At 46.1% G+C, this 12,690-nt stretch carries 12 protein-coding genes and 1 tRNA gene; 2 read left to right on the top strand and 11 right to left on the bottom strand.

Annotated features, from left to right (window positions below; translation table 11 throughout):
* Window positions 1-6 precede the first annotated feature (6 nt).
* From phoB to VC159_RS04095, 8 genes are all read right to left on the bottom strand, one after another.
* Window positions 7-720: a phosphate regulon transcriptional regulator PhoB gene (gene phoB / locus VC159_RS04130; RefSeq protein ID WP_323472816.1), complete on the bottom strand. Its 714-nt coding sequence runs from the start codon at window positions 718-720 to the stop codon at window positions 7-9.
* A gap of 15 nt (window positions 721-735) precedes the next feature.
* Window positions 736-1,443 (bottom strand): phosphate signaling complex protein PhoU, encoded by a 708-nt coding sequence (gene phoU / locus VC159_RS04125; RefSeq protein ID WP_072583832.1) that lies wholly within the window; start codon window positions 1,441-1,443, stop codon window positions 736-738.
* Between the two features lie 12 nt (window positions 1,444-1,455).
* Entirely contained in the window at window positions 1,456-2,283 is an 828-nt protein-coding gene (gene pstB, locus VC159_RS04120) for a phosphate ABC transporter ATP-binding protein PstB (protein ID WP_371818501.1), read from the bottom strand.
* Between the two features lie 17 nt (window positions 2,284-2,300).
* Window positions 2,301-3,167 (bottom strand): phosphate ABC transporter permease PstA, encoded by an 867-nt coding sequence (gene pstA, locus VC159_RS04115; RefSeq protein ID WP_215361415.1) that lies wholly within the window; start codon window positions 3,165-3,167, stop codon window positions 2,301-2,303.
* The gene (gene pstC / locus VC159_RS04110) at window positions 3,164-4,153 is read right to left on the bottom strand and encodes a phosphate ABC transporter permease subunit PstC (RefSeq protein WP_216233339.1); all 990 of its coding nucleotides are present in this window, start codon (window positions 4,151-4,153) and stop codon (window positions 3,164-3,166) included. Before pstC ends, pstA begins: the two co-directional genes overlap by 4 nt.
* 83 nt (window positions 4,154-4,236) lie before the next feature.
* Window positions 4,237-5,259, bottom strand: coding sequence for a phosphate ABC transporter substrate-binding protein PstS (gene pstS / locus VC159_RS04105; RefSeq protein WP_323472815.1), 1,023 nt, complete (start codon window positions 5,257-5,259; stop codon window positions 4,237-4,239).
* Between the two features lie 215 nt (window positions 5,260-5,474).
* Window positions 5,475-7,313, bottom strand: coding sequence for a DNA helicase RecQ (gene recQ / locus VC159_RS04100; RefSeq protein WP_323472814.1), 1,839 nt, complete (start codon window positions 7,311-7,313; stop codon window positions 5,475-5,477).
* A 121-nt stretch (window positions 7,314-7,434) separates the two neighbouring features.
* A tRNA-Ser gene (locus VC159_RS04095) sits at window positions 7,435-7,524 on the bottom strand.
* A gap of 136 nt (window positions 7,525-7,660) precedes the next feature.
* On the opposite strand from VC159_RS04095, the gene VC159_RS04090 reads away from it, so the two are divergent.
* Both VC159_RS04090 and VC159_RS04085 read left to right on the top strand, forming a co-directional pair.
* Window positions 7,661-7,906, top strand: coding sequence for an AbrB/MazE/SpoVT family DNA-binding domain-containing protein (locus VC159_RS04090; RefSeq protein ID WP_072583827.1), 246 nt, complete (start codon window positions 7,661-7,663; stop codon window positions 7,904-7,906).
* Window positions 7,906-8,328, top strand: a complete 423-nt coding sequence (locus VC159_RS04085) for a type II toxin-antitoxin system VapC family toxin (protein ID WP_072583826.1) — start codon at window positions 7,906-7,908, stop codon at window positions 8,326-8,328. The genes VC159_RS04090 and VC159_RS04085 overlap by 1 nt, the downstream gene beginning before the upstream one ends.
* On the opposite strand, the gene serS is transcribed toward VC159_RS04085, so the two are convergent.
* Genes serS through VC159_RS04070 form a run of 3 tightly spaced genes read right to left on the bottom strand, consistent with a single transcriptional unit; the run spans window position 8,325 to window position 12,687 of the window.
* Entirely contained in the window at window positions 8,325-9,635 is a 1,311-nt protein-coding gene (gene serS, locus VC159_RS04080; protein WP_323472813.1) for a serine--tRNA ligase, read from the bottom strand. The two genes, VC159_RS04085 and serS, sit on opposite strands and share 4 nt — an antisense overlap.
* Window positions 9,636-9,683: 48 nt before the next feature.
* Complete coding sequence (locus VC159_RS04075; RefSeq protein WP_323472812.1) at window positions 9,684-10,415, bottom strand: outer membrane lipoprotein carrier protein LolA; 732 nt, start codon at window positions 10,413-10,415, stop codon at window positions 9,684-9,686.
* A complete protein-coding gene (locus tag VC159_RS04070; protein WP_371816835.1) occupies window positions 10,375-12,687 on the bottom strand; it encodes a DNA translocase FtsK in 2,313 nt (770 codons plus the stop codon). Before VC159_RS04070 ends, VC159_RS04075 begins: the two co-directional genes overlap by 41 nt.
* Between the last annotated feature and the right edge of the window lie 3 nt (window positions 12,688-12,690).

The following is a 12,690-nucleotide window of genomic DNA, read 5'->3' as shown; positions in this document are numbered from 1 at the left end:
ACAGGCTTAAATTTCGGTTGGGGTCTTGGTAATACGGTAGCCGCTACCACGCACCGTCTCAACATAACGGTCACAATCAAACGGGGCAAGAGCCGCCCTTAGGCGCTTAATATGAACATCGACCGTTCTTTCTTCAATGTAAACTTCGCTACCCCACACCTTGTCTAGTAAGCTGCCCCGAGAGTGAACACGCTCAGGGTTGGCCATGAAATACTGAAGCAGTCGAAATTCAGTTGGTCCAAGAGCAATAGACTTCGGCTCTTGGTTTGGCCAGATAGCCAGCACACGATGAGAGCTTGGATCCAACTTTAATGGGCCAACAGTCAATGGGCCGGTATCCTCGATGGGCATCTGCCTGCGCAGTATTGCCCTCACCCTAGCCACCAATTCTTTTGGTGAAAATGGCTTAGTCACATAATCATCCGCACCTGAATCCAAACCAAGAACCTTATCGGACTCTTCACTTTTGGCGGTCAGCATTAAGATTGGTAGCGCCTTGGTGCGATCATTGGAGCGCAGCTCTTTTGCAAACTGAACACCGGATTTTCCAGGCAACATCCAATCCAAAATGATGAGATTGGGCAGCTGATCCTTCATCATCGTCAATGCCAGATCGGTTTGCATGGCCTTTTCAACTTCGTAGCCTGCATGTGACAGGTTAATCGCAATCAATTCTGCAATTGATGGCTCATCCTCTACTATGAGTATGCGGTGAGTCATGATTGATGGCCTTAATTATTGTCTATTAGCTTCGCGAACTAAATCTTCATGCGGGATATGACGAACATCAGACCCCTTAGCAATGTAGATGACGAACTCTGCAATATTTTTGGCGTGATCACCGATACGCTCAATTGCCTTCGCAATCGTCAGCATATCCAAGCCTGTACTGATCATATGTGGATCTTCAGACATATAGGTGATGAGCTTACGAACAAAGCCTCTGAACTCTTCGTCAATCTGACGGTCTTCCTGGACCACATCAGCGGCTGCGATCGTATCTAGACGAGCAAAAGCATCAAGGCTACGACGCAATAAGGAAATTGCCATTTGACCTGAAAGACGGATTTCTGCAACGTTAATATTGTGTGGCAAGCCGGATTCAATTAAGCGCTTAGTGCGCTTAGCAACGCGCTCAGCCTCGTCACCAGCACGCTCTAGATTGGTAATTGCTTTAGAAACTGCCATTACTAAACGCAAGTCTCGAGCTGTTGGCTGTCTACGTGCAATCAGCTCAGTACAAGCCAAGTCGATCTGAATCTCTAAGTCATTGACTAACTTTTCATTTTCGATCACTACATTGCAGGTATCGAGATCCATTTGCGTAAAAGCACGCATCGCAGTTGCGATTTGGGATTCAACTAGACCACCCATTTCAAGTAAGCGACTTGAGAGAGAATTGAGATCGGCATCAAATTGTGATGATAGGTGTTTATCTGGCATATATTTCTCCAATTAACCGAAGCGGCCGGTGATGTAGTCTTCGGTCTCTTTACGCTTAGGCTTAATAAATATTTCGTCTGTTTTGCCGTACTCAATCAGGCTACCTAAATACATATAGGCTGTGTAGTCTGATACACGGGCTGCTTGCTGCATATTATGGGTCACAATGGCAATGGTGTAGTCATTCTTGAGCTCATGGATCAACTCTTCCACTTTACCGGTAGAAATTGGGTCTAAGGCTGATGTTGGCTCATCTAGCAAAATGACTGAAGGCTTCACCGCCACGCCACGCGCAATACACAAACGTTGTTGCTGGCCGCCAGAAAGGGATAAACCGCTCTGGTTTAACTTATCTTTCACTTCATTCCACAGGGCCGCTTTATTCAAGGCCCACTCTACGCGCTCATCCATTTCAGAGCGGGAGAGCTTTTCATAGAGACGCACACCAAAAGCGATGTTTTCATAAATCGACATCGGGAATGGGGTTGGTTTCTGAAAAACCATACCAATTCGGGAGCGCAGTAGATTTAAATCTTGGCCTGGCTCGAGAATATTCTGACCGTAGAAGTTAATTTCGCCTTCGGCACGTTGACCTGGATAGAGGTCATACATTCGGTTGAGAGTTCTAAGTAAAGTCGATTTACCACAACCTGAAGGACCAATAAAAGCAGTTACCTTACCTTGCTCGATATCCAGGTTAATCTTTTTTAGACCCTGAAACGCGCCATAGTAAAAATTGAGATTACGTACCTCAATGGCGTTCACTGCCGCATTTTGCGGTTCTTGATTTAATGTATCCACTCTACCCCCTTGACTATCTATCTGATTCAAGTCAAACATTGTTTTCATATTACTCATCATCCCTGCACCTTCTCTCGGAATACCACACGAGCAAGGATATTTAGTCCCAGCACAGCAAAGGTAATCAATAAAGCACCACCCCATGCAAGATCAACCCAGTTGTCATATGGGCTCATAGCAAATTGGAAAATAACCACTGGCAAATTCGCCATTGGCGCATTCATATTGGTTGAAAAGAATTGATTGTTTAGCGCAGTGAAGAGCAAAGGTGCTGTTTCACCGCTGACGCGCGCAAGTGCTAGCAAGATTCCAGTCATAACACCACTCTGTGCAGCGCGTAGGGTGATCATGAAGGCCACTTTCCACTTTGGAGTGCCGAGTGCGTAAGCGGCTTCACGCAAACTTCCTGGAACCAATCGAAGCATATTTTCTGTTGTTCTAACAACAACTGGCACGGCAATTAATGCCAAAGCGATCGTTCCCGCCCAGCCAGAAAAGTGACGCACTTGAGCCACCACAAAGGCGTACACAAACAAACCAATCACAATCGAGGGAGCCGACAACATGATGTCAGTGACGAAACGGGTTACTGCAGCTACCTTACTGCGATCACCATACTCAGACAGATAAAGACCAGCAAGGACTCCAACCGGTGTACTAATCAAGGTACAACAGCCAATCAACATTAGACTGCCAACAATCGCATTAGCAAGACCGCCACCATCAGATCCAGGCGCTGGAGTGCTATGGGTAAAGAGATCTAAATTAATCGAGGAGAATCCTTTGATTACCAATACGCTAAGGATCCACAATAAAAAAATCATTCCGAGTGCCATAGCACCCATGGATAAAGTTAAGCCAATCTTGTTTGCACGTTTGCGACGAGCAAATACCTCTGGATTAATATTACTAGTGCTATTCATGATTTCAAACCCTGCTTCTTCTCCATATTGTTCAGCATCCACTTAGCACATGCCAAAACAATGAAGGTAATAATAAATAGTGCAAGAGCAAGTGCAAATAAGGAGGAGAGATGGTTGCCTGCTTCAGCCTCGCCGAACTCATTAGCTAGCGTAGAGGCAATCGATGTTCCTGGCGCAAACAAAGATGGGGATAAACGCTGCGCATTACCAATCACAAAGGTCACTGCCATCGTCTCACCAAGCGCCCTACCTAATCCGAGCATCACACCACCGATAACGCCAGCCTTGGTATAGGGAAGCACCACATTCTTGACAACTTCCCAAGTTGTGCAGCCAATACCATAGGCCGACTCTTTTAATACAGGGGGAACAATTTCAAATACATCGCGCATTACTGAGGCGATAAACGGCAGAATCATCATTGCCAAAATCAATCCAGCACAGAGAACACCAATACCATTGAAGGCGCCTGAAAATAAGATTCCCAAGCCAGGAATTTTCCCCAAGGTTGCCGCAAGAGCCGGCTCGACATATTCAGCAAACAGTGGTGCGAAAATGAATAAGCCGAACATGCCATAAATAATGGAGGGAACTGCAGCCAGCAATTCCACTGCAGTGCCTAAGGGTCTACGTAATGGGCCCGGGCATAGTTCGGTTAAAAAGACGGCAATACCAAAGCTGAGGGGCACAGCAATTAACAAGGCAATGATAGATGTCACTAAGGTGCCATAAATAGCAATCAAGCCACCAAATTCACCATTCACGATATCCCACTCTTGGGTAAAGAAAAATCCCAAACCAAAAGTATGCAATGCAGGCCAAGCATTGATTACCAGGGAAATAATGATTCCCAGTAAGGCAATTAAGACGCTGCAGGCAAAAAACTGTGTAATGCCATGAAATAAGAAATCCTGGACCCGCTGAATCTTAGCGATTCTGAGTGCCTGAGGCGTCGGGGCAGAATGGGATTGAGCGTTATCTATCATCGTTCGCACATATTTAAACAGCCAAACAGCCCCACCTTAGTGGAGCTGTTTGATTTTGGTATAGCCAAGTAAATTGGCAAAACTTACTTCGTAACAATCTTAGTAAATACATTCTTGCGAATGAATTCAGTAGTTTTGTCAGGCATTGGTACGTAATCTAATTCTTCAGCCATCTTCTTTCCATCTTTGAAAGCAAAGTCAAAGAACTTAATGACTTCAGCAACGTTAGCTTTGTTTTCTGGGTTCTTGTAAATCAAGATAAATGATGCACCAGTAATTGGCCATGATTTAGCACCAGGAGCATTGGTAATAAATGTACCCATACCTGGAATAGCCGCCCAATCAGTACTTGCAGCAGCTGCAGCAAAAGTCAGATCATCTGGAGCTACGAATTGACCATCTTTATTCTTCAAAGAAATAAAGGTCATCTTATTTTTCTTAGCATAGGCGTACTCAACATAACCAACTGAGTTCTTTACGCGAGTTACGTTTGCCGCAACACCTTCGTTGCCTTTACCGCCAACAGTAGAGGCTGCAGGCCACTTAACTGATGCGCCAGAACCAACACCATCTTTAAACAATGAGCTAGTTTTAGCCAAGTAATCAGTAAAAATCGCAGTAGTACCAGAGCCGTCAGCACGCACAACGACAGTAATTGGGCCACTTGGAATCTTTACGCCTGGGTTCATGATGGCAATACGCTTATCACCCCAATCAGAAATAACACCTTGGAAAATGTCAGCCAATGTTGGGCCGTCTAACTTGATCTCGCCTGGCTTCACACCATCCACGTTAATCACTGGCACTACACCACCAATAATGGCTGGAAACTGAACCATGCCATCTTTTTCTAAATCTTCAAACTTCACTGGATTATCAGTTGCACCGAAATCCACTGTTTTTGCTTTGATCTGCTTGATGCCACCAGATGAACCGATAGACTGATAATTCAAATTCGAACCAGTCTTAGCTTTAAAGGCTTCAGCCCATTTGGCATAAATTGGGTACGGGAAGGTTGCGCCAGCACCTGTCATGTCTACTGCAAATGCTGCTGGAGCAAGTGAAATAGCACCAATAACAAGAGCTTTTTTCAAGAAAGATTTCATTTAACCGGTCCTTAGATTGAATATGCGCAACAGCGCGATATAGGAACGATACGGATGGAATGTGACAGCTATATGACAGCTCTATGACACCCCAAAAACGGCGTTTTTTGGATGCCTGGAGGCATTAATCACTCAAATCACTCTTAATCAAAAAGCTATCGAGCACGTTAAATGAACGAAATTCATTTAACGGCAATCCCAGTAAATATAGCGATTTATGCGGGATTCGCTAGATTTTCCTGTATGACTTCAATAAAGTGTTCGCCATAGCGTTCTAACTTGGCCTGCCCCACCCCGCCAATACGGCTAAATTGATCTAAGGTCTTTGGCGTAGACTTAACCATCTCCTGCAAAGTGCTGTCATGAAAAATCACATAGGGCGGCACCCCCTGCTCACGTGCCAGTTCAGTGCGCTTAGCCTTGAGTGCCTCCCACAATCTTTCATCTGCAACATTACTAAAGGGGTGCGTAGAACTTTTCTTTGCTCCCGATTTCGTAGCCTTGGTCTTGGAGTAGCCCGTTTCTTTGCGCAACCAAACCTCTTGCTCGCCACGCAGCACTGGTAATGCGATCTCATCCACCAGCTTTAAGCCGCCATGCAGGGCAATATCCGCATCTAAATAACCGCCTGCTACCAATTGACGATAAATGCTATTCCATTGAGCCTGATTGAGTTCTGTACCGATTCCAAAGGTGCTGACCTGCTCATGAAAGTACTGCTTAACTCTAGGAGTAACCTTGCCAAGGAGTACATCAATTAAATGGGTCACACCAAAACGCTGGCCTGTCCGATAAACACAGGACAACGCCTTTTGTACTTCCTGTGTGGCATTCCAAGTCGCCACTGGCTCTAGACAGTTATCACAATTCCCACAGCCGCCAGGGTGCGTCTCCCCAAAGTAGCGCAAGATTGTTTGATGGCGACATGTTGTGGATTCGCAATAGCCTAGTAGTGCGCTGAGTTTTTGGCGCTCTACCCGCTTACGATCTTCAGAAGCTTCGCCAGAATCTACCATTTGCCGCAAGCTCACGACATCTCCGAATCCATAGGCCATCCAGGCATTTGCAGGCAAGCCATCACGTCCTGCTCGCCCAGTTTCCTGGTAGTAGCCTTCCATACTTTTAGGCAGATCTAGATGAGCTACAAAGCGTACGTTAGGTTTATCAATGCCCATGCCGAACGCTACGGTTGCGACCATGATGACGCCCTCTTCACGCAAGAAGCGTTTTTGATTGGCGCTGCGTGTTTCTACGCTTAAGCCAGCGTGATACGGCATAGCATCCCAGCCGCGGTCTTCCAACCATTGGGCAGTCTCTTCTACACTGCGACGCGATAGGCAATAAATAATTCCCGAGTCATCGGCATGCTCAGCATCTAAAAAGTGCTCTAACTGTTGTTTAGCACTCTGCTTTTGCATAACTCGATATTTAATATTGGGACGATCAAAGCTGGAGACAAACTGCTCGGCAGATTCGAGTGAAAGACGCTCTACGATTTCCGCTCTCGTTGGGGCATCGGCAGTAGCCGTTAAGGCGATACGAGGTACCTTAGGAAATCGCTCATGTAATACAGTGAGCTGGCGATATTCCGGACGAAAGTCATGACCCCATTGAGAAACGCAGTGTGCCTCATCGATAGCAAATAGCGCAATTCCGGGGCCCGCATTGAGTCTATCAAGGATTGATAGAAAACCAGGGTTCATGAGACGCTCAGGCGCTACATAGATTAAGTCAAGCTCTCCAGCCAGCAACTGACTGGTAACCTTTTGAGAAGTAGCTGCATCTAAACTCGAGTTTAAAAATGAGGCCTTAACGCCTAACTGAGTTAATGCATCAACTTGATCCTGCATTAGTGCAATTAAGGGCGATACCACTACCCCTACACCACGTCGAACAAGCGAGGGAATTTGATAGCACAGCGACTTACCGGCGCCGGTGGGCATGAGAACCAAAGCATCGCCGCCTGCCACTACATGTCTAACAATAGACTCTTGAGCACCACGGAATTGATCAAAGCCGAAAACATCATGAAGAACTTGGTGGCTCGACTGCAAAAGTAATACTCCCCTGTCTTATTCAATACCTGCGGATTGCAAACTGCCTATAAATAAAAAGCCCCACGTCACGCGGGGCTCTTTCGATATTTTCTCCATGCAAACAAATATAGAGTCTGAATGGCGGAGAGGGTGGGATTCGAACCCACGGTAGGTTTGACCCTACGCTTGATTTCGAGTCAAGTACATTCGACCACTCTGCCACCTCTCCGAACCGAGAAATCATTATAGCCAGCGATACATAAAGCCATATAGGCAATGTTGACTTAAAAATGGCTAGCCAAAAGAGCTCAGTCTCTTTAATATAGATATACATATATGTATATCTATATTAAAGAGGTTAAAACATGAATATTCAAATTTCAAAGTGGGGTAATAGCCTAGCGCTTCGGATTCCCGCTGCATTCATTAAAGAAATCCAACTAAAGGATGGGGATAAGGTTGAAGCAACCCTATCGAAGGATGGCTCACTAATTATTAGGCCGCAAAAATTAGATCGCAAAGCAATTGCAGCAGATCTTAGAGCATTTAGAGCTACTTTAAAGATGGGTAAATCAGTGATGGATGAAGTTCGCTCAGGGGCGCGCTACTAATGATTTATGTTGATACCAGTATCTTAGTGGCCTTATGCACAACAGAAGAAAAGAGTGACGCTGTTGACACGTGGCATGAAAACAGCTCCACAAAAATGATTTCATCTACTTGGGCATTTACAGAATTCTCTAGCGCACTTAGTCTAAAGGTCAGAACCAATCAAATAACTGAAAAACAGAGTCGTGAAGCTTGGAAAAAATTTGACAGTCTTTGCCAAAACGATATTGAACTAATGCCCATTGAGAGCAAAACGTATTACTCTGCTGGAATTTTAGTTGTTGATAGCAAATCAAATCTCAGGGCTGGCGACGCACTACATCTTGCCGCCGCAAAGCAATTCAAATCTAAATCTTTGGCAACTCTTGATAAAGTTTTAGCAAAAAATGTTGCTAGAGTAAAAATTAAAGCCGTTTTAATTTAATTCGGCTTTAATATCTCTAAGCCACCTAAGTAAGGTTGTAGTGCCTTCGGAATAGCAATACTGCCATCCACTTGCTGCTTATTCTCAAGCAATGCAACCAATGCTCTGCCTACTGCAAGGCCTGAACCATTTAAGGTATGCACCAATTCTGGCTTGCCTTGCCCTGATTTAAATCTGGCTTGCATCCGCCTTGCCTGGAAATCACCCATGCTGGAGCATGAGCTAATTTCTCTATAGGCTTTTTGTGAAGGCACCCAAACTTCTAAGTCATAAGTCTTGGTACTACCAAAACCCATATCACCGGTGCAGAGTAATACTTTTCTGTAAGGTAACTCAAGCAATTCCAGAATACGCTCAGCGTGGCCCGTGAGCTCTTCCAAGGCTTGCATGGAATCTTCTGGCTTAGTGATTTGTACTAACTCAACTTTGTCAAACTGATGCTGACGAATCATGCCTCGGACATCACGACCATAGCTGCCGGCTTCTGAACGGAAACATGGCGTGTGAGCCACAAACTTCATTGGTAAGCTATCTGCGTTAACGATTTCGTCTCGGACTAAATTCGTTACAGGCACTTCTGCAGTTGGGATAAGGTAAAAGTTTTCAGTCTTCGCTTCACCGCCCTCATCTTCACCGCCCATTTGACGGGGAACTTTAAATAGATCCTCTTCAAACTTCGGTAACTGACCAGTACCGCGCATAGAAGCAGCATTCACCATGTAAGGTGCATATACCTCTTGATAATTGTGATCTGTAGCATGAGTATCAATCATGAACTGCGCTAAGGCGCGATGCAATCTGGCAATCGGCCCCTTGAGAACTACAAAGCGTGAGCCGCTAATCTTAGCCGCCACTTCAAAGTCCAAACCGAGTGGACCGCCGAGATCAACGTGATCTTTAATCTCAAAATCAAAGATTGGCTCTTCACCCCAACGCTTTACTTCTTTGTTTTCTGTTTCATCTTTACCAGTAGGCACAGACTCATCTGGTAGATTGGGAATGCCCATCAAGAAATCAGAAATCTCTGCTTGCAGCGTACCCAGTCTTGCGGCACCGGATTCCATATCGGCATTAACGCCTGCAACTTCAGCCATCTCGGCAGAGGCATCCTCGCCCTTACCTTTTTTCATGCCAATGGCTTTAGACAGTTGGTTGCGTTTAGCTTGCAATTCTTCAGTGCGGGTTTGTAAAGATTTACGCTCTGATTCCAAGGTGTTGAATTTCTCAACGTCGAGTTGGAATTTGCGAGTCGCTAAACGTGCAGCAACTGCGGCGATATCTTTACGGAGTAATTGCGGATCAATCATGTGATGCTCTGTAGATTAGGGGTTCTAGGTTTTAGTTTTATACGGGCTCTAGTTTAAGCGCAAGACTTCGGCTCCGGCTGGCGGGGTGAAAGTAAAGCGATTGGCGGGCAAATTAACATTGAGTTGGATCTTATCCAAAGTCACCAGGACCACGCTTCCAAGCCCATCGGTTAACTCCAAAGCTTTCGGTAAGCTATTCGCCATGCCAATCGAGATCTTTGTATAAGGCAGGTCATTTTTATTCTTGGCATTGGGATCTTTTTTAGGAATCAAAGCTACCCACTTCATTCCTAAACGCTCTTCGCCTTCAACCAAGTCAAAATGCTGTTCTAGTGAAGTCTCACCAAACAGAATAGCTGCTGGTGTAGAAGCTAAGGCCTGCCCCGCTGGACGAAAAGTCGCCTGGTTTAAATCTTTATCCCATAAGATTAGTTGCTTGCCATCAGCAATTAACTTTTGCTCGTAAGGCTTTTGGGTATCCCAGATAAATCTTCCTGGACGCTGAAACACAAAATGACCTTGGGTTTGACGGAGGACTTTCAAGCCCTTGTCTTGCGACTCATTGGCTTTGGGTGCGCGCAACTGTTGCTGCACAAAATCCCCTTCAGCAGTTTTAGAGTTCCGTACAAATTGACGCAACTGCTCTGAGCCACTTTCACTTTGCGAATGAGCAACTCCTGAAAACAGAATGGCTGCTCCAAGCAATACTGCAGATAAGAATCTTTGCAAAATGGCTGCCTTACTCTGAAGGGCGATGAAGAATCTCGCGATTACCGCCATTACCCATCTTAGATACAAGTCCTGCTTTTTCCATATCTTCGAGTAGGCGTGCGGCACGGTTGTAACCAATACGCAGGTGACGCTGAACTAGCGAGATCGATGGGCGTTTATTTTCTAGAACGATAGCAACGGCTTGGTCATAAAGGGGATCTGCTTCACCACCTCCCTCGCCAGTCAACGCATCCACATTGGATTCGTCAGCACCTTCAAGAACGCCATCAATGTAGTTGGCTTCGCCCTTCTCTTTGAGCCATTCCACAACGCGATGGACTTCATCATCCGATACGAATGCACCATGTACGCGAACTGGCAGGCCGGTGCCCGGAGCCATATAGAGCATGTCACCCATACCGAGCAATGCTTCCGCGCCCTGCTGATCCAAAATCGTACGACTGTCGATCTTAGAGCTTACTTGGAATGAGATACGGGTTGGTACGTTGGCTTTAATCAAACCGGTAATGACGTCAACACTTGGACGCTGTGTTGCCAATACCAAATGAATGCCTGCAGCACGAGCCTTTTGCGCAATACGAGCAATTAACTCTTCGATCTTCTTACCGGAGACCATCATCAAGTCGGCTAACTCATCAATTACGATGACGATGACAGGTGCTTTATAGATTGGCTCTGGATCATCTGGAGTTAAGCTAAATGGATTGGTGAGCTTCTCACCTTTTTCTTCGGCTTCCAGAATCTTTTTATTAAAGCCAGCCAGGTTACGTACGCCAAACTTGCTCATCAGCTTGTAGCGGCGCTCCATCTCATTTACCGCCCAGTTAAGGGCGTTGTATGCCTGCTTCATATCCGTGACAACTGGGCACAACAAATGCGGGATCTTGTCGTAGATGGCCATCTCGAGCATTTTTGGATCAATCATGATCAAACGCACTTCATCAGGCTTAGCCTTAAAGAGTAGTGACAGAATCATGGCGTTAATACCGACTGATTTACCGGCACCCGTAGTACCCGCAACTAAACAGTGAGGCATCTTTGCTAAGTCAGCCACCATTGGGCTGCCAGAGATGTCTTTACCTAAAGCTAGAGTCAGCAATGAATGATTGTCGTTGTAGACCTGCGAAGTCAGAATCTCTGACAAGTAAACCGACTGACGTGTTGGGTTTGGTAATTCCAAAGCCATACAAGTCTTACCAGGAATGGTTTCTACAACACGCATACTGACAACGCCTAGTGAGCGTGCTAAGTCACGTGAGAGGTTCACGATCTGACTGCCCTTTACACCAATCGCTGGATCAATCTCGTAGCGAGTCACTACTGGGCCAGGATATGCGGCAATCACTTTTACTTGAACATTAAACTCGGCTAACTTGCGCTCAATTAAGCGTGAAGTAAATTCCAGCACGTCAGCAGAAATGGTTTCTTTTGCTTCAGGTACAGGATCAAGTAATGCGAGCGGTGGTAATTCCGAATCCGGAATATCCACAAACAAAGGTTGCTGTTTTTCGCGCTCTACACGGGCACTCTTAGGAATCTCAATGGGAGCACGTACGATTTGCACTGGGGCTGCAACTTCAACGCGTCCGCGGAACTCCTCTACAAACTCTTCACGCTCTTCAGCAGCAACTTCGCCTAACTTGCGGTCTTCCTCGCTGTCGCGACGCTCGCGAATACGGTGATATGTCACCTCCAAGAAACGTCCTACTTTTTCAGCAACATCCAGCCAGGAGAAATGCAAGAACAAAGACAGGCCAGCACAAAGGCCAAATAGGAGAACCAGAGTGGAGCCGGTAAATCCAAGAGACATTTGCAATGGATCACCAATCAGCTCACCCAAAATACCGCCAGGAGGTCTAGGGAGCTCCCAGGACAACGAATGCATGCGGATAGACTCCAAACCCATACTGCAGACCAGAGTCAGTCCAAAGCCTAACCAACGCATTAGTAGAGAGTCTGGCTTTGCATCCGGATCTGGCGGCAAAGGAATGCTCCAAAGCTCGCGCCAGCCATTTAAGACGCGGCGCCCAAAGAGAGCAACCCACCAAAAGGCAGAAATACCAAAGATATACAGCATTAAATCGGCTAAATAGGCCCCAAAACGACCCCCCAGGTTCTTGGGAGCCTCAAAACTGGCATGGGACCAGGCTGGATCAGCCTTGGAATAGGTCAGCAAAATGGCAAATAAGCCCAGGCACAAGCCTAGAGAGATGAACCAACGAGCCTCTAATAAGAGGCGGGGCATCCTGCCCTGCGGGCCATTCTCTGGGGGCTGGGAGCTCATTGGAGCCTTGGACTTCGGGTATGCGGTTCTTGCCATGTT

The organism is Polynucleobacter sp. JS-JIR-II-c23, from assembly GCF_035011225.1.
In the GTDB taxonomy this organism is placed as follows: Bacteria; Pseudomonadota; Gammaproteobacteria; order Burkholderiales; family Burkholderiaceae; genus Polynucleobacter.
Note: the sequence above shows the minus strand (reverse complement) of the source record. Positions and strands in the feature narration are given on the sequence as shown.

Coding starts and splice junctions, on each gene's coding strand:
- phoB (WP_323472816.1), bottom strand. CDS start 720: ATGACTCACCGCATACTCATAGTAGAGGATGAGCCATCAATTGCAGAA.
- phoU (WP_072583832.1), bottom strand. CDS start 1,443: ATGCCAGATAAACACCTATCATCACAATTTGATGCCGATCTCAATTCT.
- pstB (WP_371818501.1), bottom strand. CDS start 2,283: ATGTTTGACTTGAATCAGATAGATAGTCAAGGGGGTAGAGTGGATACA.
- pstA (WP_215361415.1), bottom strand. CDS start 3,167: ATGAATAGCACTAGTAATATTAATCCAGAGGTATTTGCTCGTCGCAAA.
- pstC (WP_216233339.1), bottom strand. CDS start 4,153: ATGATAGATAACGCTCAATCCCATTCTGCCCCGACGCCTCAGGCACTC.
- pstS (WP_323472815.1), bottom strand. CDS start 5,259: ATGAAATCTTTCTTGAAAAAAGCTCTTGTTATTGGTGCTATTTCACTT.
- VC159_RS04090 (WP_072583827.1), top strand. CDS start 7,661: ATGAATATTCAAATTTCAAAGTGGGGTAATAGCCTAGCGCTTCGGATT.
- VC159_RS04085 (WP_072583826.1), top strand. CDS start 7,906: ATGATTTATGTTGATACCAGTATCTTAGTGGCCTTATGCACAACAGAA.
- serS (WP_323472813.1), bottom strand. CDS start 9,635: ATGATTGATCCGCAATTACTCCGTAAAGATATCGCCGCAGTTGCTGCA.
- VC159_RS04075 (WP_323472812.1), bottom strand. CDS start 10,415: ATGGCGGTAATCGCGAGATTCTTCATCGCCCTTCAGAGTAAGGCAGCC.
- VC159_RS04070 (WP_371816835.1), bottom strand. CDS start 12,687: ATGGCAAGAACCGCATACCCGAAGTCCAAGGCTCCAATGAGCTCCCAG.